Here is a 23,463-nt window from a genome sequence, read left to right as displayed (position 1 = left end):
CCCAATCCTTTAGTATTTAGCAAACGATTTCGACCCATGTTACTTATCATCGATAACTACGACTCCTTTACCTATAACTTGTATCAGTATTTCTGTGAGTTAGGGGTAACTGTAAAAGTTGTACGCAACGATGAGATTGATATCGCAGGTATCGAAGCGCTGAATCCTAGTCACCTTGTTATCTCACCGGGTCCTTGTACACCGGATGACGCGGGAATCTCTCTGCAAGTCATTGAGCACTTCGTTGGCAAGCTGCCGATCTTAGGGGTGTGTCTTGGTCATCAAGCCATCGCTCAAGTGTTTGGTGGTGAAGTGGTGAGAGCCAGACAAGTGATGCACGGTAAAACCTCTCCGATACGCCACAATGGTAAGAGTGTTTTTCAAGGATTGAACAACCCATTGACCGTGACACGTTACCACTCACTCGTGGTGAAAAATGACACGCTACCAGACTGCTTTGAACTGACGTCTTGGACGGAATTTGAAGATGGCAGCATGGATGAGATCATGGGTTATCAACACAAAACCTTGCCGATTGATGCGGTGCAATTTCACCCTGAATCGATTAAAACAGAGCAAGGACACCAGCTTCTTGCTAACTTCCTAGCACGCTAAGTGTTTAAATTTGACCCTTTCTCCGTCTAAATAAGCCAGTTAAACCTGTCAGCCCATTCATTAAGCGTTTAAATTCGGGCTTTACGCACCGCCCTCCCTCTGACGCCGATCACTTTTTATAACATTTCTCTCTCGCTTCGCTAAGTTTTTAGCCTATGCAAAATTATTCGCCTTATTTCCTCTCGAACCCTATATACCGCTGTGCCAGTAAGGCTTTGCTATTGCTGGTTATACGTTTAGGTAAAAAAAGCTTCATAAAACAGATTAATTGATGCATAAATAGTCATAGGTAGTGACGTTTAGCTGGTTGTTAGGGATGGCTAAAGAATAATCTACTATTGAAAAGGTTAATTAAATGTAAATATAATGCTGCAGCGGGATTATGGCGAGACAAAATATCTTTGTCTCACTTATGAACCATTACGCTTATTTGCGAAGCTTGCGGTATCGAGAAGGAATGTACGATGACAGTGGAAAATAAAGTAGAACGTAGTCTGTTTAATGAGGTGATGGTACCTTGTTATAACCCAATGGAAATGATCCCGGTAAAAGGGGAAGGCGCACGCGTTTGGGACCAACAAGGCCGAGAGTATATCGACTTTGCTGGTGGTATCGCTGTGAGCTGTTTGGGTCACTGTCACCCTGCAATGGTTAACGCCGTTACTGAGCAAGCAAACAAGATTTGGCACCTAAGTAACGTGATGACCAACGAACCTGCACTTCGTCTAGCGAAAAAGCTAACAGACGTATGTTTTGCAGAAAAAGTATTCTTTGCAAACTCTGGCGCGGAAGCGAACGAAGCAGCTCTAAAGCTAGCTCGTCGTTGGGCGGCGGATGTTCACGGTCCTGAGAAATCTGAAATCATTGCATTCAAACAAGGTTTCCACGGTCGTACTTTCTTTACTGTAACGGTTGGTGGTCAAGAAGCTTACTCTGATGGCTTCGGCCCTAAACCGGGCGATGTAACTCACCTGCCTTACAATGATATTGCAGCGCTAGAAGCACACATCTCTGATCGCACTTGTGCCATCATGATGGAACCTCTGCAAGGCGAGGGCGGTATCATTTCTCCAACGTCTGAATTCGTGAACACAGTTCGTGAACTGTGTGACAAACACAATGCACTGCTTATCTTTGATGAAGTGCAAACAGGTAATGGCCGTACTGGTAATTTCTATGCTTACCAAGGTCTAGGTGTAACACCAGACATCTTGAGCACAGCAAAATCTCTAGGTGGTGGTTTCCCTATCGGCGCAATGCTTACAACCTCTGAACTTGCGACACACCTAAAAGTCGGCACGCATGGCTCTACTTACGGTGGTAACCCACTGGCATGTGCAGTGGCAGAGGCTGTTGTTGATGTCGTTAGCCAACCAGAAACTCTGGCTGGTGTGAAAGAGCGTGAAGCTTTGTTCCGCGATGGCCTAGCTAAGATTAACGACAAGTACCAAATTTTCAGTGAAGTTCGCGGTAAAGGCCTATTGTTAGGTGCTGCACTCAACGACGAATGGCAAGGACGTGCACGTGACGTATTAGTAGCAGCAGGCGAACAAGGCTTGATGGTACTGGTTGCGGGTGCAAACGTGGTTCGTTTTACTCCATCACTGGTTATCACTACACAAGAAATTGAAGAAGGCTTATCAAAACTAGACAAAGCAATCGCTACGCTAGTTTAGCCTGAGCGGCGTCATAGGAATGAGCGCCACTAGAGCGATCCCATGACGTTCTGCTAAAGGCCCAAGCTTCTGGTTTTGGGCCTATTTTGCATCTGGAGGGAATATTGATGCTAGTTGTTCGCCCAATAAAACTATCTGATTACGATGCGCTGCATACCTGCGCCGTTGAGTCAGGACATGGATTCACATCTCTTCCGGTTAACGAAGAACTGTTAACTAACCGTATTACTCACTCTGAATACAGCTTTGCCAAGCAAGACGTGACTGAACCCGGTGACGAAGGCTACCTGATGGTTGGCTTCGACACAGAAACCGGTGAAGTTGCTGGTACCACAGGCATTGAAGCTTCAATTGGTTGGGACGTTCCGTTTTACTCTTACCACATCAGTAAAGTGGTTCACTCATCGCAAAAGCTTGGCGTGAATAACGTCGTGAAGCTGCTGACTTTCGGTAATAACTACACGGGATGCAGCGAGATTTGCACGCTGTTTTTACGTCCGGCTTTCCGTGGTGGATTGAATGGTCGTTTGATGTCGAAATGTCGCTTCTTGATCATGTCTGAGCACCCTGAGCGTTTCTCGAAAACGATTTTTGCTGAGATGCGTGGTGTATCGGATGCAGAAGGTAATTCTCCTTTCTGGCAATGGCTGCAAGAGCACTTCTTCTCGATTGATTTCACGCTTGCCGATTACCTAACCGGTATTGGCAAGAAAGGCTTCATTGCCGATCTAATGCCTAAGCTACCTATCTACGTGAACCTATTGAGCAAAGAAGCTCAGGCGGTGATTGGAGAGGTACATGACAATACACGTCCTGCACTTAAGTTGCTGGAGCGTGAAGGTTTCACTAATCGTGGTTATGTCGACATCTTTGATGCAGGCCCGACGGTTGAGTGTGATCTTAGAAACATCGAATCGGTGCGTCACTCAATTCGAGCACAGGTTCAAATTGCAGAGCACTCTAGCTCTAAAGACTTCCTAATTGGTAATACCTCGTTTGAGAACTTCCGCGCAGTAGCCGCGAAAGGTGCGTATGACCAAGCAAGTGACACAGTGATTTTATCATCTGAAGTAGCAAGCGCTCTTGAAGTAAAAGAAGGCGAATACGTTCGCATGTTGGCTCAATAAGAGCGGCGATTATCTGTCGAAGATTTTAAGGATAGAAGTATGACTCAGTGGATAGCAGGACAATGGGTGGCAGGTCAAGGTGACGCCATGACATCAGTAAGCCCATACAACAACGAAGTAGTGTGGCAAGGTGATAGTGCAACACCAGCACAGGTTGAATCTGCAGTAGCAGCGGCTCGTGAAGCGTTTCTAGTTTGGAAAAAGCTGAGCTTTACTGAGCGCGAAGCGATCGTGTTGAAGTTCGCGGAAAAAGTGAAAGAGAACAGCGAAGAAATCGCGCAAATTATCGCAAAAGAGACGGGTAAACCTATTTGGGAAACTCGTACTGAAGCGGGCGCGATGGCAGGTAAGATCGCTATCTCTATTCGTGCTTACCACGAGCGTACTGGCGAAGCTTCACGTGAAGCGGCAGGCAACCAAATCGTACTTCGTCACCGTCCATTGGGCGTGATGGCGGTATTTGGCCCTTACAACTTCCCAGGTCACCTACCGAACGGTCATATTGTTCCAGCTCTGCTATCGGGTAATACCGTAGTATTCAAACCTTCAGAGCAGACACCTTGGACGGGTGAGTTCGCAATGAAGCTATGGCAAGAAGCGGGTCTTCCTGCTGGCGTAATCAACCTAGTGCAAGGCGCGAAAGAGACAGGTATCGCACTGGCTGATGCTAAAGGTCTTGATGGAGTGTTATTCACGGGTAGCGCGAATACGGGCCATATCCTGCACCGCCAATTCGCGGGTCAACCGGGCAAGATGCTAGCTCTAGAAATGGGCGGCAACAACCCTATGGTGATCAGCGACCAATACGGTGATGCGGACGCAACGGTATACACCATCATTCAATCGGCGTTCATCAGTGCTGGTCAACGTTGTACATGTGCTCGTCGCCTGTATGTTCCTGTTGGCGAGAAGGGTGACCTACTGATCGATAAGCTGGTCGCGGCTACGCAAAAGATTCGTGTTGATCAGCCTTTCGCTGAACCAGCACCTTTCATGGGCCCACAGATCTCAGAAGCCGCTGCTAAGTTTATTTTAGACGCACAAGCAAATCTGCAATCGTTAGGTGGTGTAAGCCTAGTCGAAGCAAAAGCGGGTGAAGCGGCGTTTGTTTCTCCAGGTATTATCGATGCAACCAACATTGCTGAGCTACCAGATGAAGAGTACTTCGGCCCATTGCTACAAGTGGTTCGTTACCAGTCACTAGAGCAAGCGGTTAAATTAGCTAACGACACACGCTTTGGTTTGTCTGCTGGCTTAGTATCGACAGACGATTCTGAGTGGGAATACTTTGTTGACCATATCCGCGCGGGTATTGTTAACCGTAACCGCCAGCTAACAGGCGCAAGTGGTGATGCACCATTTGGTGGTCCGGGTGCTTCAGGCAACCTACGCCCAAGTGCTTACTATGCGGCGGACTACTGTGCTTACCCAATGGCTTCAATGGAAGGTGGTGAAACTCAACTGCCAGCTACGTTTAGCCCGGGTATCGAGCTGTAGTTTAGATTGATATTGAGCTAAGGCTCATTGATTAGTTATGAGATAAGGAAGCGGCGTATCGCTTCCTTATTTTAACCACGCTCAGCATCAAGATTGGGCGGTAGATAATAATAGAACAAGTATGTCACAGGCTGATGGCTGCTGACTCTATGTCCAGCCTCTCCCTTTCTAATCCAAATCACTAGCTTGCTAGAACCTCTGACAAGGAGTCACCATGACGCCCGATCTACTCTTTAAATCACTATGGGATGATTATATTCATAGGCTTTGTCCATCGGCTGAGAAAGTACACCACTTGCTGAAAGAAGACGAAGCGCTGATTAACGATCACATTGCACTGCGTACTTTCAATGTTGCTCCACTGGGTATTGAAACACTGGCTAAACCTTTCCTTGAGCTAGGTTATAAAGCGTGTGGTGATTACTTGTTTGAGAGCAAGAAGCTAGTCGCGAAGCATTACGAGCACCCAGACCCAAAACAGCCGAAAGTGTTCATTAGTGAATTGAAGGTAGAAGAGTGCTCAGGTGAGTTACAACAGATCGTTGCTAAGCTCATTGAGCAAGTCGATGCTAGCAAACTACAAGGTCATGAATTCCTGTTTGGCGGACGCCTTTGGGATTTAAGCTTCGCAGATTTCCAAGTGCTTGCAAAAGAGAGTGAATACGCGTCTTGGTTAGCGGCTCATGGTTACGGTGCCAACCACTTTACGGTAAGCGTAAACCAGCTCAATACCTTTGATGAAGTACAGGCAGTGAATGACTACCTGAGCGAATCGGGTTTCACTATCAATGCATCTGGAGGTGAGGTTAAAGGCTCTCCAGAGGTCTTGTTAGAGCAATCATCAACAATGGCAGACAAAGTCCCAGTTTCATTTGTTGAAGGCAATGAGATGATTCCTGGAGGCTTCTACGAGTTTGCTAAGCGTTATGCGATGGCGAATGGTGAGCTTTATACTGGTTTTGTCGCAGCATCTGCGGACAAGATCTTTGAAAGTACCAATGGTTAAACTGTTAACGGCTGAGTTTTACTGACTCGGCGTTAATGTCATGTCTTTATTCGTTCTGATCTAGAGGCATGATGAACAGATAATAAAAAAGCCACCAAATTTGCATTTGGTGGCTTTCAAATTTTTGGCTCAGTTAATCGAGATTAACGAGTGCCGTATACCACGATAGTTTTACCGTGTGCAGAAATTAGGTTCTGCTCTTCTAGCATCTTCAAGATACGACCTACTGTCTCACGAGAACAACCAACGATCTGGCCAATCTCTTGACGAGTGATCTTGATTTGCATGCCGTCAGGGTGAGTCATTGCATCTGGCTGTTTCGCTAGGTTTAGTAGCGTTTGAGCGATACGACCTGTTACGTCAAGGAACGCTAAGTCACCAACCTTTTGGCTAGTTACTTGTAGGCGGCTTGCCATTTGCGCTGAAAGGCGCATCAGGATGTCTGGGTTCACTTGGATAAGTTGACGGAATTTCTTGAAAGAAATTTCAGCTACTTCACAAGGAGATTTAGCACGAACCCAAGCAGTACGCTCTTGGTCTTCTTCGAACAAGCCTAGCTCACCGATGAAGTCGCCTTGGTTTAGGTAAGAAAGAATCATTTCCTTACCTTCTTCGTCTTTGATAAGAACTGCCACAGAACCTTTAACGATGTAGTACAAGGTTTCTGCCTTTTCACCAGCATGAATCAAAGTACTTTTTGAAGGGTACTTATGAATATGACAGTGTGAAAGGAACCACTCTAATGTTGGATCGGTTTGAGGTTTACCTAGAACCATAATATCTCACTTCCTCTGCAGGGTATGCTTGCCGCTTTCCGTATTTTAGCTAAGCCTGGATTGACTTGTAGGATAAGAGCACTCGTTGAGCGCTGCAAGCTATCTTGTGTTTCGTTTAAGAATAGTATCCTTTTTCAGGTACTATTTCTTGATTTTAATCGTGACCAAGCTACGATTTTTTACGCAAAATTGTGCACATGATCACGGTATGAAAAGTAATCAACCAGAATGTCGTTTTGTTAACCTATTTTTCCGGTTTCGATGAGTTGTTGTAGGATTGGCCTTACAATGAGCTCCATAGCAAAACTCATCTTGCCCCCTGGCACCACTAGCGTGTTATGACGAGACATAAATGAGCCGTCAATCATTGCCAAAAGGTAAGGGAAATCGACGTTTTTGATGCCACGCAAACGTATAACTACGAAGCTTTCGTCTAAACTTGGAATCCCTTTGGCGTTGAGTGGGTTCGATGTATCTACGGTTGGAACACGCTGAAAGTTGATATGTGTGCGTGAAAACTGCGGGGTAATGTAGTTAAGGTAATCATCCATTGAACGTACAATGGAGTCCATTACCGCTTCACGAGAGTGGCCACGATCGCGTGTGTCACGAACGAATTTCTGAATCCACTCTAGGTTTACGATAGGTACCATGCCAATCAGCAGGTCGACGTGTTGAGAGACATTGATATCGCCATCAACCACACCGCCGTGCAGGCCTTCGTAAAACATCACATCGGAATTTTCAGGGATATCTTGCCATGGCGTGAATGTGCCCGGCATTTGATTGTAAGGAACAGCTTCATCGAAGGTGTGTAGGTAACTACGTACTTTACCGGTGCCTTCGTTCCCGTATTGACGGAAGAACTCTTCTAATGCACCAAAGTCGTTGGCTTGTGGACCAAAGTAGCTAATGTGCTTACCTTGCTCGCGCGCTTTGCGGATCTCGACATCCATTTCTGGTCGAGTGAATCGGTGGAAACTATCCCCTTCAACCCAAGCAGCCTTCACGTCCATCATATTGAACATTTTGCGGAAGGCTTCTGAGGTAGTGGTGGTGCCGGCTCCAGATGAACCCGTCACCGCAATAATTGGATGTTTAGCGGACATGACAACCCTTGTCGTTTGAGTAACTTACTTGTTAGCAATCGTTTTCCACTATAACACGGCTCCTTTCTAAGCGCAGCCTAGAAGCGTTTTGTCACCTGGATATCAACGGTCTCGTGCAGTTCGGAAAACACGATGCTCACGTCACCAGAAGCTAATTGATGTTTCACCTGATCAATCTTGTTTTGCAGTGAGATCTCAACGTCGCCATAGTCTGTGCCTTCACGCAGCACGAATTCTTTGATGAGGTTTTCTAGTGTCTCTGGCGCGATGTCTTGCCATGGGATGATCATAAATACTTCTCTCTTTTATGTTCATTGATATGTTGATGAGTGTGTTTAGTGATGTTTTTAGTACAACCCCAATTTGGGACTGCGCTATCTTACCAAGGTTTCGTGTTTATATTTAGCAAGGCTTCGTCGTTATGCTGAACCTTGGATACTTTCATAATACGCAGGTAAGGCTTCTTCTAACCAGAATCGTGGTTTGAGTGTGCTACCAGTGATGAATCCAACATGGCCACCTTTCTGAAACAGGCGATAATCGATGTTATCCGGTAGGACGAATTTTGGAATCACATCATCGGTCATGAAAGGATCGTCTTTGGCGTGGATGATCTGTGTCGGTAGTTTGATTTTATTGAGTTTAGGGAGAGCGGAGCACTGTGCGTAGTAGTCTTGCGCGTTTTTGAAGCCGTGCAGGGGCGCTGTAATCCGCTCATCAAACTCGTACAGCTTGTCGATCTTCTTGATGGATTCAGCTGTGATACCAAGTTTCTCTTGTAACAGCTTCACCTTTTTCAAGGCATTCGATTTGAGCGAGTTAAGCAGGTACTTCTTATAGAGCTTCGAGAAGCCACGTTCTATGCGACTTGAACAACAGGCCAAATCAAAAGGTGCAGAGACTATCGTTGCTGCAGACAACAGTGGGTCATCTGCGTATTCCGCCAAATAGTTCGCTAACATGTTTCCGCCCAAGGAGATGCCAACCGCCACCTTTGGGTTATTGGGAAACTGAGCGTGTAGATGCCTTAGGAAGAAGCGAGCATCTTCAACTTCACCAGAGTGATATGCGCGAGCCAAGCGATTTGGTTTTCCGCTGCAGCCTCTAAAGTGCATCATCACCGACAGCCAACCATCTTTAGCAAACGCATTCATTAGTCCATTGGCATAAGGGCTCTCAAAGCTGCCTTCCAAACCGTGGAACAGCACGAATATCGGCTTGTTCTTAATATTGTCACTATTTGGATTGTCGCCATCTGGCGATTCGCTCCAAGCAAGATCGAGAAAATCACCGTCGGGTGTTTCTAAGGTTTGCCATTGCGGGTTGAACAACGCCTGCTTTCTAATAAATCGTGGCACTAAGGTTTGTAAGTGCGGATTAGATAGACCAGCTGCTGCGGTAAATATTGTCATAAAACAGTCCATGCTTCTTTTATGGGCTTTGGAAAAGTGTTGAGCTTTTAGCGGAACGCCCACGTTTTTATTTGAGCTTGGTTGATTCTCAGCATAAGCGCAAGGGTTTCACTGATACGGGTAACAAAAATATGCCATGGGTAACTGATTGAATAATATCGGAGTTAGGCTTGTTACTTGCTGTATGAGTGGCGTGTCCTACCGATAGTATGTAACCGTTATGCTGTAAACATCGACAGCGATAGAGCTCAAACAAGCTTGGGTCTTGATTGAGTAAAAGGGAAAGGAAACGGGTTAGGGCTGAGGTGCTGGTTCAGAAAATGCGTCGTATAGGTTTTCTGCTCCTAGTAAACGGCAGTATTGAAATGCGAGAGGCGATTGCTGATTGGCGTGCAATGGTAGGGAGTTAATACAATCGACGAGATCGGACTGCTGTTGTTTCTCAAGCTGCAATTCGAACTGTAAGGCTTCACGGTAGAGCGAATCCACAACGTGTGACTTGAGATGTTTGCGTAGCTCTCGATAACTGTGGAGCAGGGTTTCAGAGCGGCTTAAGCATTGTTGTACTTTGTGCCACTCTTCTTCCGCAAAGGAGAGTTGCTGCTCATCAAGCCATTTGAGAAGCAGCAGTAGATTGACGTTGCCATGGAACTGGTTTTGCAAAGCTAAGCACGCATCCTTTACACCGCGCACACTGTAATACTGAAGGCTAAATTGCCATAGTCGTTCCAGTGTTAGTGATATTGGGGCGTGCTCTGGGCTCATAAGCTATCCATATCCTGTTCCATCTGCTCAAGCTCTTCTTGAGTGGACATCCAATCCATTTCAACTTCTTCTAGCTGTGACTTACTGCTCGCTTGTAGAGCGAGTACTTTATTCAGTTTAGCCTTATTTTCAGCTTCATACAGTGAAGTGTCGGATAATTCTTGCTCGGCTTCTTCAAGAGCTTGCGTCAGCTTATCCATCTGCTTTTCAAATTGAGTCAGCTTTTTACGCAGTGGCGCAGTCAGTTTTCGGAACTCCGCTTCTTTGCGTTTCTGTTCTTTTTTCGCAGCCGCACTGTTAGCGCCATCTTTTGCTGGTGCCAATGCTTGTGCTTCTTTACGCTCAACTTTCTGCTGTTCAGTTAGCCACTTGTAGTAATCGCTTAGGTCACCATCAAACGGTGCCACTTGGCGATCATGTACTAGGTAAAGATCATCTGTGGTTGCACGCAGTAGGTAACGGTCGTGCGATACGATAACCATGGCACCTTCAAACGTCTGCAGTGCAAAAGTCAGCGCCTGACGCATGTCGAGATCCAAGTGGTTGGTTGGTTCATCGAGTAGCAATAGGTTAGGTTTTTGCCATACCAGCAGTGCCAATACCAAACGCGCTTTTTCACCACCTGAGAATGGCGCCACTTTATCCAGTGCTTTTTCACCTTGGAAGCCAAAGCTACCTAAGTAATCGCGCAGTTGTTGTTCTGTGTGTTTAGGTGCAATCTGCATCATGTGTTGCAGCGGCGTTTCTTCTGGGTGCAGGGTTTCTAGTTGGTGCTGTGCGAAGTAGCCAATCTTAACGCCTTGTGAATAGCTCAGCTCACCGCCTTGCTGTTTCAGTTCGCCTGAAAGCAGTTTGATGAGCGTTGATTTACCTGCACCATTTCGACCAAGCAGACCAATGCGGCTGCCCGGAACGAGATTTAGGCGAATCTTTTCTAGAATTAGATTGTCATCGTAGCCCGCTGAAACCTCGTCCATCATCATAATTGGGTTTGGCAGTGCGTCTGGCTCTCTGAACTCAAAGCTGAATGGGTTATCAAACTGAGCAGGTAACACTTGTTCCATTTTCTCTAGCGCTTTAATACGGCTTTGCGCTTGGCGAGCCTTTGAAGCTTTGTAGCGGAAACGGTCAATGTAGCTTTGCATGTGCGCCATTTGTTTCTGCTGCTTTTGGAACATGGCTTGTTGCAGGATAAGCTTTTGCGCTCGTTGAGTTTCAAACGATGAGTAGTTACCCGTGTATTCGTTAAGCTGTTGGTTTTCAACATGCACGATACGGTTGACGATAGGGTCTAAGAAATCTCTATCGTGCGAGATAAGCACTAGCGTGCCTGGGTAGGTTTGTAACCAACGCTCTAGCCACATTACTGCGTCTAAATCTAAGTGGTTGGTCGGTTCATCGAGCAGCAATAAGTCACTGCGACACAGTAGGGCTTGCGCTAGGTTTAAACGCATACGCCAACCACCTGAGAACTGAGTCAGGTTCCATGTCATTTGTTCTTGGCTAAAGCCTAGGCCATCTAACAACTCGGCAGCGCGTGCCTTGATGCTGTAACCACCAATGGTTTCGATCTTGCCGTGGATCTCCGCGACCAATGTGCCGTTGTCGGCTTGTTCCGCTTTCTCTAGTTGATCTTCAAGGCCACGATATTCACGGTCGCCATCAATCACGTATTCAATTGCTGTTCTTTCTAATGCAGGCGTTTCTTGAGCAACCCAAGCCATTTCCCAATGCGCTGGTTTGCTGAATGAGCCAGCGTCAATAGACAGCTCGTCCTTGATTAAGGCGAACAACGTAGATTTACCACAGCCGTTTTTACCAACCAAACCGATCTTGTCGCCAGGGTGAAGAGTCGCAGATGCTTGGTCAAGGAGTGGCTTACCGCCGCGTAGCAATTGAATATCAGAGAAAGTAATCATATAGAGATAGCATAGAAATTAGAGGTGAACAGACGCCTGCATAGTAGGCTGAAACCAGATAAAAGTCGATCACAATGCAATTTGCGTTATGATGCCAATAACATATTAATAACTTTTGCTTAAATTCTTGTGGCCTTGCCACCGTTTAGCCCTCAAAGGAATGTTTCAAAGGAATGAGTAATACTCCCTCGACAGACAAAGTCGTGCCAAAGGTGTTGATCATCTACGCGCACCCAGAGCCGCAAACTTCTATTGCTAATCAGATGATGATTAAAAAGATAGAGTCGCTCGGTCATGTCAAAATTCATGATCTCTACGCCATCTACCCAGACTTCTTCATCGATGTGCCTTATGAGCATGAATTACTTCTCGAGTACGATGTGATTGTGTTTCAACATCCTCTGTTTATGTATTCCTGTCCCTCATTATTAAAAGAGTGGTTTGACCGCGTATTGGGCAAAGGTTTCGCGTTCGGTGAACAAAGCGCGCTTAAGGGTAAGCACTGGCGTAGCGTTATCACTACCGGTGGTAAAGAAGAGGCGTTTGGTGCCGCAGGCTATAATAAATATCCATTACAAGAGATCTTGCAACCATTCGAACTCACCGCTGCTTTGTGTCAGATGAACTGGATATCACCTTTGGTTTTACACTGGGCACGAAATGTCTCGGATATGACGCGTTACCAACACGCTGAAGCGTATCGAAACTGGTTACGAGACCCGCTACAAGAGATAGGAGCGAATGATGGCTCTGACTAATGATTTTTTGCAAAGTAGCGTTATATTTCTAGCGGCTGCTGTAGTCGCGGTTCCTATCGCGCAGCGAGCTGGCTTGGGGTCAGTATTGGGTTACCTTCTGGCAGGTGTTGCTATTGGCCCATGGGGGCTTGGTTTAATCAGTGATGTAGAGGCGATTCTGCACTTCTCCGAATTCGGGGTGGTACTGCTGCTCTTTCTGATTGGCTTAGAGCTTAACCCTAAAAAATTGTGGCAGATGCGGGCGCCTATTCTCGGATTGGGTGGTGCGCAAGTGCTGATCACGACTATGATTATTACCGCCATCGCCTGCATGTTTGGTTTAACTTGGCAAACGAGCTTGGTCATAGGTATGGGTTTAGCCCTATCTTCGACTGCAATTGCCTTGCGTGTCATTGAAGAGCGAGAGCTTGGCGGTAAAGAAGCGGGACAGTCTGGCTTTGCGGTGTTACTTTTCCAAGATATTGCAGTCATCCCTATGTTGGCGATGCTGCCTCTGCTGGCTGGTAATACCGGTGGCAGTTGGGCTGACATGCTTTGGATGCTAGGCGGAGTGATTGGCTTGCTTGTCGGTGGTCACTTCTTGTTGAGGCCGCTATTCCGATACGTAGTCATGAGTGGTGTGCGTGAATTGTTCACCGTTGCAGCGCTGTTATTGGTAATTGGTATTGCTGTGATCATGCAGCAGATCGGTTTATCGATGGCACTCGGTACATTCTTGGCGGGCGTGCTTCTGGCGGAAAGTGAATATCGACACGAGCTGGAGATCGCGATAGACCCATTCAAAGGATTATTGCTTGGTCTGTTCTTTATTTCTGTGGGGATGGCGGTGAACTTGGGTTTACTTGCTGAAAGCCCATTCGCGATATTGATTGCCGTTTCTGCGTTGGTCGTATTGAAAGGCATAGTGCTGTATGCGCTGGCTCGTATCTTTGGTACTCAGGCCAAAGCACGTAGCCGAATGGCGATGATTCTCAGCCAAGGCGGTGAGTTTGCTTTCGTTATTTTTACCGCGGCGAGTGCGCAGGGCATCCTAAGTGGCGAACAAGTGTCGTTCTTACTGGTGGTTGTGAGCCTTTCAATGGTAACCACGCCATTAATGCTCAAGCTGCAAGACCGATTCTTTGCTCGTCAACTGAATCAAATCAGTGAGAACGCGATGTCTTCGGATGTTGTCGATCGTAGCCCTCGAGTGATCATTGCTGGATTTGGTCGTTTTGGTCAGATTATTGGGCGCTTGATGTATGCCAACAAGATTCGCATCACTGTTCTTGAGAGTGATGCCAGCCAAATACACATTTTGAGAAAGTTCGGCTACAAGGTATTTTACGGTGACTCAACACACCTAGAACTGTTACGTGCCGCAGGTGCTGACAAAGCGGAAGCCATCGTGTTGTGTACGGACTCTCCTGATGAAATCATGAAAACCGTCGATTTGTGTAAGCAGCACTTCCCACGCTTAAAAATCTTAGCGCGTGCACGAAGCCGTGTTGAAGCGTATCAATTACTTAACCACGGTGTGAGCAACTATTCTCGTGAAACCTTCCTTGGGGCTCTCGATTTAGGCCGTCAGACATTGACCGAACTTGGCATGCACCCATATAAAGCGAAGCGAGCAGAAGCACACTTTAGGAAGCTGGATAATGGTATGCTGAAAGAGTTGCTTCCTCAGCATAACGAAGATGCCGAGTTAGCCCAAAGAGCGAAAGAGGCTCGTAAAGAGCTTGAAGAGATTTTTGGACACGAGATGGAAAACGATCACCAATCTCGAAACTATTGGCAGTAGCTAGAGTAAATAACGAATAGCTTGAGCCTAGAAATTACAGTTTATAGAACCAATCTAATAATAAACGCGGTCTCTGCTTAATCTTTAATAAAGCTAGAACGGAAGAACCGCGAATCCAGAGTAGTAAAGGATATCAACGTGAAACAGAAAAAACGCTTTATCGCAGGGGCGAGCTGCCCAAGCTGCAACACTCAAGACACGCTTCGCTGGTGGGTTGAGAATAATATCGAGCTGGTGGAATGTGTCGATTGTGACTTCACAGAGCAACGTAAACCGAAAACTGTAGAGAAATCTGAACACGCGAATCAAGAAATGATCGGTATTTTTAAACCAGAATGATTGAGTTTCGTTAATTGATCCCCATAATGTCCCGGTACAGAATTTTTCCTAAGCTCAACTGTTCGAGCTTAGTCCAAACCTCCTTGGAGCTCTCATGAAAATTGAAAAGAACGTAGTAGTTAGTGTTGCATATCAAGTGAAACTTGAAGATGGCGTAGTAGTTGACCAATCAACTGCAGAAGCTCCACTAGATTACCTTCACGGTCACAACAACCTAATTACAGGTCTTGAAAAAGAGCTTGAAGGCAAAGTTGCTGGTGACAAGTTCTCTGCAACCGTTACTCCAGAAGACGCTTACGGCGAGCACAACGACGCTCTAGTTCAACGTGTTCCTGCTGACGTATTCCAAGGTGTTGAGCAAATCGAAGTTGGCATGCGTTTCCTGGCGGATACTGACCAAGGTCCAATCCCAGTAGAAGTAACTGAAGTAGACGGCGACGAAGTTGTTGTTGACGGTAACCACATGCTGGCTGGCCAAACTCTAACGTTTGACGTTGAAGTTGTAGCGGTTCGTGAAGCGACTGAAGAAGAAGTTCAACACGGTCACGTACACCAAGAAGGCGGCTGTGGCAGCCACGGTCACGATCATGACCACGAAGGTGGTTGCTGTGGTGACCACGGTGAAGAGAAAAAAGACGGCTGCTGCGGCGGCGGTAGCTGTGGTTCTCACTAATACCGAATTAGCGGTTTAGATTAAGAATCTTGAAAGCCTCCCTTGTGGAGGCTTTTTTCGTATTAGCGCCGAGCTTTTTGCGCCTGGCTTTTAATCTACCGAGCTAAGTGTCTGCAAATCTAAGTGTCCGCAAATCTAAGCATTCGTAAAAAGTTTGGTTTTCGCTATCAGACATCGAACCATGGATGTGATATTGATAGGCACAACATTATAAGACGACATCAGTGGAGAGTTCGCATGTCACAACCTTTTTCAATGGCCATTCATGGTGGTGCGGGAACCATCTTGCGAGAGCAAATGAGCGATGAATTAAAAACGGGTATTACTGAAGCGTTAGAGAAATCGGTTCTGGCTGGCTATCAAGTGCTGCAATCGGGCGGTGATGCTCTGGATGCGGTAGTGGCATCCGTTAAGGTGATGGAAGACAGTCCTCATTTCAATGCTGGTAAGGGCTCGGTTCTGACTCATGATGAGTTTGTTGAGATGGATGCGTCGGTGATGCACGGCCGTGAAATGGATGCGGGTGCGATTGCTGGTGTCCGTCATATCAAAAACCCGATTGAACTCGCACGTGATGTTATGCTGAAAAGCGACCACGTACTATTGATTGGCGAAGGTGCCGAGAAGTTTGCCTTTGAACATGAGTACACCTTCACTGAGCAAGATTACTTCTTTACTGAGCGTCGCTACGATCAGCTTCAGTCAATGAAAGAGAAAGGTATCTTTGCTTTGTCGGAAGCAAAATACGACGAGCAACATGCAGAGAAATACCCAGACGACAAAAAATACGGAACGGTTGGCGCGGTGGCGTTAGATCAAGCGGGTAACCTAGCCGCTGCGACAAGCACTGGCGGTGTGACTAACAAGAAGTATGGTCGTGTTGGTGACTCACCAATCATTGGCGCAGGTACCATTGCCGAGAATGGTAACGTTGCGGTTTCCACGACCGGAATGGGCGAGTTCTTCTTAAGAAAGATGGTTGCCAGTGATGTAGCGGCAAGAATGCGTTATCTCAAAGAAGACGTGCATACCGCTTGTGAACATATCATCCAAGGTGAACTGAAAACCATGGGTGGCGAAGGTGGCTTGATAGCAATTGATGGTCAAGGTGATATCCACTTCGGCATGAACAGTTCAGGGATGTATCGTGCAAGTGTTGATACTGATGGGCGTGTCGAAGTGAAAATTTACGCCGATGACTAAAGCTTTGGTGGCTTGGTTTTAAATCGCAGTGTCTCGTCCTAAAATACGTTGACAGTATTTCTACTAAGCCAACAGCGCCAGCTGTTGGCTTTTTTCATGCACCTCATTTGGAGTTTTCATCATGAGACTGAGGTGCGGCCTCATATTGTTATAGATATTGATAGACTCTTTTACTAGTCGTTTAAGCTCCTCAAGACTCTTACACCTATCAAGTAAGAACTCTTGTTTCAGGATCCCGTTTATTCTTTCTGCTAAGGCATTTTGGTAGCAATCATAACCATCTGTCATCGAAGGCATTATGCCGCTAGTTTTCAGTTTATCTTGATATACACCTGAGCAATACTGTAGACCACGATCTGAATGATGGATACAAGAATGATGATATCGACGCTCTTTGATAGCCATATCTAGCGCTTTCACGACATCCGTCGCTTTCATTTCATTACTCAGCTCATAACCCATTATTTTTCGGCTAAAAGCATCTGTAACCAATGATAGGTAGTGAACTCCTTCATCAGATTGAACATAGGTTATATCGCTCACCAACACACTCTCTGGACTACATGGCTTGTAGTCCTTTAATAAGTTCGGGTGTTTCTTCATCCAATGCCGACTATTGGTCGTTTTTGTAAAACTACGCTTAGGTCTTACCAACAATCGCTCAGCGCGTAAGTAGTTGAAAAGCGCATCTCGGCCTAACTTGATACCTTGTTCTTGTAGTCTGGGTTTTATTAAAAAATAGAGCTTCCTAGTACCAACCCGAGGCATATAGCGCCTAATATCCAACACCATTTTTTTAATCGGTTTAAGCTCTAACCGACGGTGATGAGCTCGCTTTTCTCGTTGATAAACACTCTGCCTTGTTATGCCGCAAAGCCTACATACTCGAACTAGACTTATTCCTTCTTGCTTTTGAAGGCTTCTGGCTCCTTGGCTAGATACTTTTTTCTGAGACTGGTTCCGTGCTCAGCATCAAGGATATCAACCACTCTATTTAAGAAGAGGTTCTTGATTTTTTCGTCTTCCAACTCTTTTTCAAGACGTTTTATTTTCTGTGCAGGCGATTCTTTAGGCTTAGGTGATTGGCTCATGACATTCATCCTTGGATTTTGCGCCCAATTCATCTTACCGTGCTTTCGAAGCCAGGTTAAAACGGTTGAACGGCCTTGGATACCATAAATGGTTTGGGCTTGTTTATATGTCATATCGCCTCTTTCTACAGCGGCGACGACCTGTAATTTAAAGCCTAGTGTGTAATCACGCTGAGTGCGCTTAACGTAGGTATTATTTGAAGTAGTCATAATTCGTCCTCAATGTGTAAACACATTTCAGGACGAGACACAGACATAAAGAAAGGGCGACAGAGAATATCTGTCGCCCTTTCTTTTTATTCGTCATCAACAAGCATTTCGATAGCTAACACATTCAATCGTTAGCGAGCTGTAGTTGATTTGAAACGCGCTTAATAGTGCGGTGGTGGCGTTTCTTCTGATGCGTCAGCCAAGTTTGAACCATCAATGTTCTTCACTTTGCCCACGACATACTTCATTTGGTCTTTCATCTTAGTGATCAACATCTGTTGCTGGCTAAGCGCTTCATTGAGTTCTTCAATGGTCTGTTCTTGGAAAGCTAGCTGACATTCTAAGTCATTCACGCGGCTTTCTAGTTGTTCAACTCGCTTTTCTGTCATCGTTCTTAATCCACATTCCAAGCTTGGGCTATGCCCGCAGAGGTGCCCGATATCACACGGTTCTTATCATCAAAGGCTGCATCATACACTACCGCACGGGGAGGGCGAGCATCTTTTAATGGCTCAGCATCGTGACGAGAAATTCGTTTTCCGTCTTGAGTATTCCATACACTGACTTGGCTCGACGGTGTACCTGTCACCAACATACTGCCATCATCAGAAAAACGCGCGCTAGAGAAGATCAGCTGTCGCGACCAGCTTTGCAGCTGCGCTTGAGGTTCACCAGTTTCAAGATCCCAAATCATTGCTTGGTTACCGCCATCAGAGGTAAAAGCCAGTTCACCATCGCGCTGTAGCGCAACTCGTACTACTCTTTGTTCATGCTCAAAGGTACGTAATACCAAGCCTGACTCGGTATCCCACAGGTAGGCTTTATAGTCGTTGCCACCTGATAATGCGTAGCGACCATTGGAAGAAAGGGAAACAGAATTAACTTTTTCTCGGTGAGCAAGGAACTCAAGACGGCGTCCGGTGACTAAGTCCACATAGATCGCTTTGCCGTTAGATAGGCCGAGCAATACTTTTTCACCATTGCTAGAGATATCGACATCGCGAATTAAGCCATCGGAGATAGACCATAGCCCCTCAGCTTGTGTCCAGGATAGGTCCCAAACGGCGAAGTTCATCTGGCTTGCGGTAATGGCAAAGCGGCCATTGTCCGAGATACGGATACGCGATACTTGGTTTTCTAATTGATCTTGCGGGCCGAGTTGAGCTAACTCTTTGTTTTCGGCAAGGTCCCAAAGCAGCAGTTGTTTTTGCTGAGAGTAGAGCAGGGCGAAGCGTCCATCTCTGCTAAGGGCAAAGCTGGTGGCACCATTGGGTTCAATTTCCCAACGTTGCTCATCATCTTGGAAGAAAAAACATCCATTTAACAAGGTGATGACAATTGTACATAGCAATGAGTGGAAAAATATTCGCATCACATCTAATAATCCGGTTTGTGTCGAAAGACATATGACTAGTATATTGTTATAACTAACGTATTCACACCAATCTAATCATTAGATTTGTGCACAATAACCAATGGCTTGGCCATTAATTGGAGAATTCAATGAAATCAGTTTTAAAAGTATCACTGCTTGCCGCAACGGTTATGCTAGCAGTTGGTTGTCAGAAAGAAGAACCAAAGGCAGAAGCTCCACAGGTTGAAGAAGTTAAAGTTGAAGCAGTAAACTTTAAAACAGAAGACGACAAAGCGGCATACGCAATCGGCGTATCTTTCGCTAACTACCTAAGCACAAGCATTGATAAGCCAAGCGAGCTAGGCATTAACCTAGACAAAGATATGGTTCTTCAAGGTATCGAAGACGTATTCGCAGAGAAAACTGCACTGAACGAAGAAGAAACTCGCGCAGCTCTTGAAGCTCTAGACAAGCGCGTTGCTGAAACTATGCAAGCACAAGCTGCAGAGAAATCAGCGGAAACTAAGAAAGCAGGTGATGACTTCCGCGCTGAGTTCGCAAAGACTGAAGGCGTAGAGCAAACTGAATCTGGCCTACTTTACCAAGTAATGACAGCTGGCGAAGGCGCTTCTCCAAAAGACACTGATACTGTTCAAGTACACTACAAAGGTACGCTAACAGACGGTACTCAGTTCGACAGCTCTTACGACCGTGGCGAACCAGCAACATTCCCACTTAACCGCGTAATCCCAGGTTGGACTGAAGGCGTACAACTAATGAAAGTTGGTTCTAAGTACAAGTTCGTAATCCCGCCAGAGCTAGCATACGGTGAGCAAGACACACCGACTATCCCAGCTAACTCAACGCTAGTATTCGAAGTTGAACTACTAAAAATTGATAACGCTGAAGCAGCTCCTGCACAGTAATATCGATTAAAAACCTCGTACTAAATTACGTTGATTGAATAAAAAGCCTAACTTTGAGTTAGGTTTTTTTTATGATTTGAGGCTGAGTATTTGATTTTTAAACTTGTTCTAAATCACTAGTTGCAATGTTAGCTAGGTGTGCAATTAAAATTTTCTGATAAACTTACATAAATTTGTTGATTTTTCACACGAAGGTAAGGAATAAGTGACTACTACAGAAACAGTCAATGCAGATGTGTTACTTGAAATGGAATCAGTCCACGTTATGCCATTCAGTGAACACGATAAAATCATTCTAAGATCTTATGAGGCCGTTGTTGACGGTATTGCGAGTCTTATTGGTCCGTTTTGTGAAATCGTTTTGCACTCATTAGAAGACCTCAATACTTCTGCGATTAAAATTGCCAACGGCGAGAATACGGGTCGTCAGGTTGGTTCGCCGATCACCGATCTTGCATTGAAGATGCTGAAAGATATTGAAGGTTCTAAGCGTAACTTCTCACGTTCATACTTCACTCGCGCGAAAGGCGGTGTGTTGATGAAGTCGATCACGGTTGCTATCCGCAATGGTGAAGACCGAGTGATTGGCCTGCTGTGTATTAACGTCAACCTAGACGCGCCATTCTCACAAGTGCTGCAATCATTCATGCCTACGCAAGACGCAGACGAAGCCGCATCATCGGTTAACTTCGCAAGCGACGTTGAAGAGCTTGTCGACCAAACGGTTGAGCGCACCATTGAAGAGATCAATGCTGATAAGTCAGTATCGAACAATACTAAGAACCGTCAGATCGTGATGGAGCTATACGACAAAGGTATTTTCGATATCAAAGACGCGATTAACCGTGTTGCTGAGCGATTGAACATCTCTAAGCACACCGTGTACCTATACATCCGCCAACGTAAAACAGAGGATGAAGAGGGTTGTTAAGCTATACGCTCTTAGTCAATGGACCTGTCTACGGTTCACAGTCAGCAAGAAGTGCTTACCAGTTTGCCGTGGCTCTGATTAAACAGGGCCACAAACTTCACAGTGTATTCTTCTATCAAGATGGCGTCAGTAATGGCTCCGATCTCACTGTACCTGCTAACGATGAATTCGATTTAGCTTCTGCTTGGCAAAAGCTATCGGATGAGCACGGTGTTAGCTTAGAAACGTGTGTAGCCGCCGCGCTAAGACGTGGTGTGATTAGCTCAGACGAAGCAGAGCAACACCAACTCAGCGCATCTAACTTAGCGTCAGGGTTTACTCAGGCCGGGTTAGGGAGCTTATCGGAAGCGCTACTCACGCAAGATAGGGTGGTACAGTTTTGAGAAAATTAGCCTTTATATTTAATAGTTTTCCTCATACTACCGCTGCTGGTAGGGAAGGGTTAGACGCATTACTTGCCGCTTCTGCTTACAGTGAAGACATTGCTGTGTTCTTTGTTGGCGATGGTGTGACACAGCTTCTCAAAGCTCAGCAACCCGACGAAGTCCTATCTCGCGACTACATCTCAGCATTCAAGCTTATGAACCTGTACGATATCGAACAGGTGTATGTGTGTCAGCGTAGCCTGAGTCAGTTTGGTCTTTCGACAGATAACCTGTTGATTGATGCAACCGTCGTTGAAGCCGATGAGTTAACTCAGAAGTTAGCCCAGTGCCAACAGATACTGACTTTCTAGGGGACGCTATGCTTCATATCGTAAAATCAGTCGACAAACTTAAACTCGCATTAACCTATTCTCAACCGCAGGATCAGTTCTTGTTAGTTGAAGATGCAGTGTACGTTTGCCTTCCAAATCATGAGTTATTCACTCAAATCAGCGCAGTTGAGCGAGTGTCGGTATTAAAACCGGATCTTGCTGCTCGAGGTCTCCAAGAACTAGCCTCCGATGTCGTTCCGCAAGTGGACTTCGACGGGTTCGTTAAACTGACGGTTTTAAGCGACAAATCAGTCACTTGGTAGCTGTGTTTTATCAGTTTGGTTAAAAGTAGACCATCCTGAGCTCTAGACGGCTAAAAAAGATCTGTATATTTCTTGACACACCTCCCACTGCTGAATAGAATTTTGCGTCCCTAATTACGACTTGTGATTAGGGATAGATTTTTCACAAAGCTTACTTTCAAGTAAATTTCAGGAGCTAGTTAATGGCAACTATTAACCAGTTGGTTCGCAAGCCTCGTGTAAAGCAAGTTGTTAAAAGCAACGTGCCTGCACTAGAAGCGTGCCCACAAAAACGTGGTGTATGTACTCGTGTTTACACTACTACACCTAAAAAACCTAACTCGGCACTACGTAAAGTATGTCGTGTACGTCTAACTAACGGTTTCGAAGTAACTTCGTACATCGGCGGTGAAGGCCACAACCTACAAGAGCACAGTGTTGTACTAATCCGTGGCGGTCGTGTAAAAGACCTTCCGGGTGTTCGTTACCACACTGTTCGCGGCGCACTTGACTGTGCTGGCGTTAACGACCGTAAACAAGGTCGTTCTAAGTACGGTGTGAAACGTCCTAAGTCTTAATGCATTTTCTTTTTTAAAAGAAAGCGTTAAGTAAGGCCAAACACTATTTTATTTATTATTCTGAAAAGTTTTGGAAAAAACCTGAAGAAGACAACGGAGAATATCCATGCCACGTCGTCGCGTAATAGGTCAGCGTAAGATCCTTCCAGATCCTAAGTTCAAATCTGAATTGCTGGCAAAATTCGTTAACATCCTTATGGTTGACGGAAAGAAATCTACTGCAGAAAAAATTGTTTACACTGCACTAGATGCAATGGCTGAGAAGTCTGGTAAAGACCACTTAGCTGTATTTGAAGAAGCTCTTGAAAATGTTCGCCCAGCGGTAGAAGTTAAATCTCGCCGTGTAGGTGGTTCAACTTACCAAGTACCTGTAGAAGTTCGTCCGGTTCGCCGTAACGCTCTTGCTATGCGTTGGGTAGTTGAAGCTGCGCGTAAGCGTGGTGAAAAATCTATGGCTCAACGCCTAGCTGCTGAAATGCTAGACGCGTCTGAGAACAAAGGTACTGCGGTTAAGAAACGTGAAGACGTTCACCGCATGGCTGACGCAAACAAAGCGTTCGCACATTACCGTTGGTAATACCTTTTTAGTGCTGCAAGGTTCCTTGCAGCACTTCTTTAGTTCCTATGCTTATGCTAGGAACTATTGCTATTTCTAGGGCATGCACTTTTTAGCGAAGCATCGCTTTTAACGCATAATCTAGACATAGCAATAGTCC

The 23,463-nt window shown here is 45.7% G+C and carries 26 protein-coding genes; 17 read left to right on the top strand and 9 right to left on the bottom strand.

Going from position 1 to position 23,463, the window contains the following annotated elements:
* Window positions 1-36: 36 nt before the first annotated feature.
* The 5 genes from FLM53_RS06555 to FLM53_RS06535 all read left to right on the top strand — a co-directional run bounded on the left by FLM53_RS06555 (window position 37) and on the right by FLM53_RS06535 (window position 5,921).
* Window positions 37-615, top strand: a complete 579-nt coding sequence (locus tag FLM53_RS06555) for an aminodeoxychorismate/anthranilate synthase component II (RefSeq protein ID WP_176680523.1) — start codon at window positions 37-39, stop codon at window positions 613-615.
* A 464-nt stretch (window positions 616-1,079) separates the two neighbouring features.
* On the top strand, window positions 1,080-2,291 hold the full coding sequence (locus tag FLM53_RS06550) for an aspartate aminotransferase family protein (protein ID WP_016796007.1): 1,212 nt from the start codon (window positions 1,080-1,082) through the stop codon (window positions 2,289-2,291).
* Between the two features lie 107 nt (window positions 2,292-2,398).
* A complete protein-coding gene (gene astA, locus FLM53_RS06545) occupies window positions 2,399-3,418 on the top strand; it encodes an arginine N-succinyltransferase (protein WP_016796008.1) in 1,020 nt (339 codons plus the stop codon).
* A gap of 39 nt (window positions 3,419-3,457) precedes the next feature.
* Window positions 3,458-4,915 carry a succinylglutamate-semialdehyde dehydrogenase gene (gene astD / locus FLM53_RS06540; RefSeq protein ID WP_176680522.1) on the top strand — a complete coding sequence of 486 codons (1,458 nt, stop codon included), beginning with the start codon at window positions 3,458-3,460 and terminating at the stop codon, window positions 4,913-4,915.
* 214 nt (window positions 4,916-5,129) lie between these two features.
* Complete coding sequence (locus FLM53_RS06535; RefSeq protein WP_176680521.1) at window positions 5,130-5,921, top strand: DUF1338 domain-containing protein; 792 nt, start codon at window positions 5,130-5,132, stop codon at window positions 5,919-5,921.
* 143 nt (window positions 5,922-6,064) lie between these two features.
* Here the strand turns inward: FLM53_RS06535 and crp are convergent, their stop codons facing one another.
* The 6 genes from crp to FLM53_RS06505 form a co-directional block, all read right to left on the bottom strand.
* On the bottom strand, window positions 6,065-6,697 hold the full coding sequence (gene crp / locus FLM53_RS06530) for a cAMP-activated global transcriptional regulator CRP (protein ID WP_004410522.1): 633 nt from the start codon (window positions 6,695-6,697) through the stop codon (window positions 6,065-6,067).
* 239 nt (window positions 6,698-6,936) lie between these two features.
* Window positions 6,937-7,806 carry a phosphoribulokinase gene (locus tag FLM53_RS06525; protein WP_017632107.1) on the bottom strand — a complete coding sequence of 290 codons (870 nt, stop codon included), beginning with the start codon at window positions 7,804-7,806 and terminating at the stop codon, window positions 6,937-6,939.
* Between the two features lie 77 nt (window positions 7,807-7,883).
* Complete coding sequence (locus FLM53_RS06520; protein WP_136974327.1) at window positions 7,884-8,096, bottom strand: YheU family protein; 213 nt, start codon at window positions 8,094-8,096, stop codon at window positions 7,884-7,886.
* 129 nt (window positions 8,097-8,225) lie between these two features.
* Window positions 8,226-9,218 (bottom strand): hydrolase, encoded by a 993-nt coding sequence (locus tag FLM53_RS06515; RefSeq protein WP_176680520.1) that lies wholly within the window; start codon window positions 9,216-9,218, stop codon window positions 8,226-8,228.
* Between the two features lie 294 nt (window positions 9,219-9,512).
* Complete coding sequence (locus tag FLM53_RS06510) at window positions 9,513-9,983, bottom strand: TIGR02444 family protein (RefSeq protein ID WP_176680519.1); 471 nt, start codon at window positions 9,981-9,983, stop codon at window positions 9,513-9,515.
* A complete protein-coding gene (locus FLM53_RS06505; RefSeq protein WP_017632111.1) occupies window positions 9,980-11,902 on the bottom strand; it encodes an ABC transporter ATP-binding protein in 1,923 nt (640 codons plus the stop codon). Before FLM53_RS06505 ends, FLM53_RS06510 begins: the two co-directional genes overlap by 4 nt.
* A gap of 173 nt (window positions 11,903-12,075) precedes the next feature.
* On the opposite strand from FLM53_RS06505, the gene kefG reads away from it, so the two are divergent.
* From kefG to FLM53_RS06480, 5 genes are all read left to right on the top strand, one after another.
* On the top strand, window positions 12,076-12,660 hold the full coding sequence (gene kefG / locus FLM53_RS06500) for a glutathione-regulated potassium-efflux system ancillary protein KefG (protein ID WP_017632112.1): 585 nt from the start codon (window positions 12,076-12,078) through the stop codon (window positions 12,658-12,660).
* Window positions 12,647-14,443 carry a glutathione-regulated potassium-efflux system protein KefB gene (kefB, locus tag FLM53_RS06495; RefSeq protein WP_176680518.1) on the top strand — a complete coding sequence of 599 codons (1,797 nt, stop codon included), beginning with the start codon at window positions 12,647-12,649 and terminating at the stop codon, window positions 14,441-14,443. Before kefG ends, kefB begins: the two co-directional genes overlap by 14 nt.
* A 138-nt stretch (window positions 14,444-14,581) precedes the next feature.
* Window positions 14,582-14,782, top strand: a complete 201-nt coding sequence (locus FLM53_RS06490; protein ID WP_017632113.1) for a YheV family putative zinc ribbon protein — start codon at window positions 14,582-14,584, stop codon at window positions 14,780-14,782.
* 94 nt (window positions 14,783-14,876) lie between these two features.
* Window positions 14,877-15,455 (top strand): peptidylprolyl isomerase, encoded by a 579-nt coding sequence (gene slyD, locus FLM53_RS06485; protein ID WP_176680517.1) that lies wholly within the window; start codon window positions 14,877-14,879, stop codon window positions 15,453-15,455.
* Window positions 15,456-15,692: 237 nt separating this feature from the next.
* The gene (locus FLM53_RS06480; protein ID WP_176680516.1) at window positions 15,693-16,658 is read left to right on the top strand and encodes an isoaspartyl peptidase/L-asparaginase family protein; all 966 of its coding nucleotides are present in this window, start codon (window positions 15,693-15,695) and stop codon (window positions 16,656-16,658) included.
* A gap of 63 nt (window positions 16,659-16,721) precedes the next feature.
* Here the strand turns inward: FLM53_RS06480 and FLM53_RS06475 are convergent.
* The 3 genes from FLM53_RS06475 to FLM53_RS06465 form a co-directional block, all read right to left on the bottom strand.
* Window positions 16,722-17,959, bottom strand: a protein-coding gene (locus FLM53_RS06475) for an IS3 family transposase (RefSeq protein ID WP_176679224.1) whose coding sequence is annotated in 2 segments (ribosomal slippage) — window positions 16,722-17,587 and window positions 17,587-17,959 — 1,239 coding nt in all. Because the reading frame shifts where the segments join, the coding sequence is not laid out codon by codon here.
* A gap of 161 nt (window positions 17,960-18,120) precedes the next feature.
* Complete coding sequence (locus FLM53_RS06470; RefSeq protein ID WP_017632115.1) at window positions 18,121-18,348, bottom strand: SlyX family protein; 228 nt, start codon at window positions 18,346-18,348, stop codon at window positions 18,121-18,123.
* Window positions 18,349-18,353: 5 nt separating this feature from the next.
* A complete protein-coding gene (locus tag FLM53_RS06465; RefSeq protein WP_176680929.1) occupies window positions 18,354-19,331 on the bottom strand; it encodes a WD40 repeat domain-containing protein in 978 nt (325 codons plus the stop codon).
* Window positions 19,332-19,462: 131 nt separating this feature from the next.
* Here FLM53_RS06465 and fkpA point away from each other — a divergent pair, with 131 nt between their 5' ends.
* The 7 genes from fkpA (at window position 19,463) to rpsG (ending at window position 23,324) form a co-directional block, all read left to right on the top strand.
* On the top strand, window positions 19,463-20,239 hold the full coding sequence (fkpA, locus tag FLM53_RS06460; protein ID WP_017632116.1) for an FKBP-type peptidyl-prolyl cis-trans isomerase: 777 nt from the start codon (window positions 19,463-19,465) through the stop codon (window positions 20,237-20,239).
* 205 nt (window positions 20,240-20,444) lie between these two features.
* Window positions 20,445-21,170 (top strand): transcriptional regulator, encoded by a 726-nt coding sequence (locus FLM53_RS06455; protein WP_004729851.1) that lies wholly within the window; start codon window positions 20,445-20,447, stop codon window positions 21,168-21,170.
* The gene (tusD, locus tag FLM53_RS06450; protein ID WP_176680515.1) at window positions 21,164-21,553 is read left to right on the top strand and encodes a sulfurtransferase complex subunit TusD; all 390 of its coding nucleotides are present in this window, start codon (window positions 21,164-21,166) and stop codon (window positions 21,551-21,553) included. The genes FLM53_RS06455 and tusD overlap by 7 nt, the downstream gene beginning before the upstream one ends.
* On the top strand, window positions 21,550-21,906 hold the full coding sequence (tusC, locus tag FLM53_RS06445; protein WP_176680514.1) for a sulfurtransferase complex subunit TusC: 357 nt from the start codon (window positions 21,550-21,552) through the stop codon (window positions 21,904-21,906). Before tusD ends, tusC begins: the two co-directional genes overlap by 4 nt.
* 8 nt (window positions 21,907-21,914) lie before the next feature.
* On the top strand, window positions 21,915-22,190 hold the full coding sequence (gene tusB / locus FLM53_RS06440; RefSeq protein WP_176680513.1) for a sulfurtransferase complex subunit TusB: 276 nt from the start codon (window positions 21,915-21,917) through the stop codon (window positions 22,188-22,190).
* Window positions 22,191-22,372: 182 nt separating this feature from the next.
* Window positions 22,373-22,747: a 30S ribosomal protein S12 gene (gene rpsL, locus FLM53_RS06435; RefSeq protein ID WP_004737194.1), complete on the top strand. Its 375-nt coding sequence runs from the start codon at window positions 22,373-22,375 to the stop codon at window positions 22,745-22,747.
* A 106-nt stretch (window positions 22,748-22,853) separates the two neighbouring features.
* Window positions 22,854-23,324, top strand: a complete 471-nt coding sequence (gene rpsG / locus FLM53_RS06430; RefSeq protein WP_004737195.1) for a 30S ribosomal protein S7 — start codon at window positions 22,854-22,856, stop codon at window positions 23,322-23,324.
* Window positions 23,325-23,463: the final 139 nt, after the last annotated feature.

The organism is Vibrio sp. Scap24, from assembly GCF_013394185.1.
Taxonomy (GTDB): Bacteria; Pseudomonadota; Gammaproteobacteria; order Enterobacterales; family Vibrionaceae; genus Vibrio; species Vibrio pomeroyi.
The sequence above is the reverse complement of the archived record's forward strand: the minus strand, read 5'-3'. Positions and strand labels throughout refer to the sequence as shown.

What these genes read in the sequence shown, in the direction of transcription:
- FLM53_RS06505 (WP_017632111.1), bottom strand. Translation starts at nt 11,902, where the DNA reads ATGATTACTTTCTCTGATATTCAATTGCTACGCGGCGGTAAGCCACTC.
- FLM53_RS06550 (WP_016796007.1), top strand. Translation starts at nt 1,080, where the DNA reads ATGACAGTGGAAAATAAAGTAGAACGTAGTCTGTTTAATGAGGTGATG.
- FLM53_RS06470 (WP_017632115.1), bottom strand. Translation starts at nt 18,348, where the DNA reads ATGACAGAAAAGCGAGTTGAACAACTAGAAAGCCGCGTGAATGACTTA.
- rpsL (WP_004737194.1), top strand. Translation starts at nt 22,373, where the DNA reads ATGGCAACTATTAACCAGTTGGTTCGCAAGCCTCGTGTAAAGCAAGTT.
- FLM53_RS06515 (WP_176680520.1), bottom strand. Translation starts at nt 9,218, where the DNA reads ATGACAATATTTACCGCAGCAGCTGGTCTATCTAATCCGCACTTACAA.
- astA (WP_016796008.1), top strand. Translation starts at nt 2,399, where the DNA reads ATGCTAGTTGTTCGCCCAATAAAACTATCTGATTACGATGCGCTGCAT.
- FLM53_RS06465 (WP_176680929.1), bottom strand. Translation starts at nt 19,331, where the DNA reads ATGCGAATATTTTTCCACTCATTGCTATGTACAATTGTCATCACCTTG.
- tusB (WP_176680513.1), top strand. Translation starts at nt 21,915, where the DNA reads ATGCTTCATATCGTAAAATCAGTCGACAAACTTAAACTCGCATTAACC.
- FLM53_RS06525 (WP_017632107.1), bottom strand. Translation starts at nt 7,806, where the DNA reads ATGTCCGCTAAACATCCAATTATTGCGGTGACGGGTTCATCTGGAGCC.
- slyD (WP_176680517.1), top strand. Translation starts at nt 14,877, where the DNA reads ATGAAAATTGAAAAGAACGTAGTAGTTAGTGTTGCATATCAAGTGAAA.
- FLM53_RS06510 (WP_176680519.1), bottom strand. Translation starts at nt 9,983, where the DNA reads ATGAGCCCAGAGCACGCCCCAATATCACTAACACTGGAACGACTATGG.
- kefB (WP_176680518.1), top strand. Translation starts at nt 12,647, where the DNA reads ATGGCTCTGACTAATGATTTTTTGCAAAGTAGCGTTATATTTCTAGCG.
- crp (WP_004410522.1), bottom strand. Translation starts at nt 6,697, where the DNA reads ATGGTTCTAGGTAAACCTCAAACCGATCCAACATTAGAGTGGTTCCTT.
- FLM53_RS06480 (WP_176680516.1), top strand. Translation starts at nt 15,693, where the DNA reads ATGTCACAACCTTTTTCAATGGCCATTCATGGTGGTGCGGGAACCATC.
- FLM53_RS06535 (WP_176680521.1), top strand. Translation starts at nt 5,130, where the DNA reads ATGACGCCCGATCTACTCTTTAAATCACTATGGGATGATTATATTCAT.
- FLM53_RS06520 (WP_136974327.1), bottom strand. Translation starts at nt 8,096, where the DNA reads ATGATCATCCCATGGCAAGACATCGCGCCAGAGACACTAGAAAACCTC.
- fkpA (WP_017632116.1), top strand. Translation starts at nt 19,463, where the DNA reads ATGAAATCAGTTTTAAAAGTATCACTGCTTGCCGCAACGGTTATGCTA.
- FLM53_RS06555 (WP_176680523.1), top strand. Translation starts at nt 37, where the DNA reads ATGTTACTTATCATCGATAACTACGACTCCTTTACCTATAACTTGTAT.
- kefG (WP_017632112.1), top strand. Translation starts at nt 12,076, where the DNA reads ATGAGTAATACTCCCTCGACAGACAAAGTCGTGCCAAAGGTGTTGATC.
- astD (WP_176680522.1), top strand. Translation starts at nt 3,458, where the DNA reads ATGACTCAGTGGATAGCAGGACAATGGGTGGCAGGTCAAGGTGACGCC.
- rpsG (WP_004737195.1), top strand. Translation starts at nt 22,854, where the DNA reads ATGCCACGTCGTCGCGTAATAGGTCAGCGTAAGATCCTTCCAGATCCT.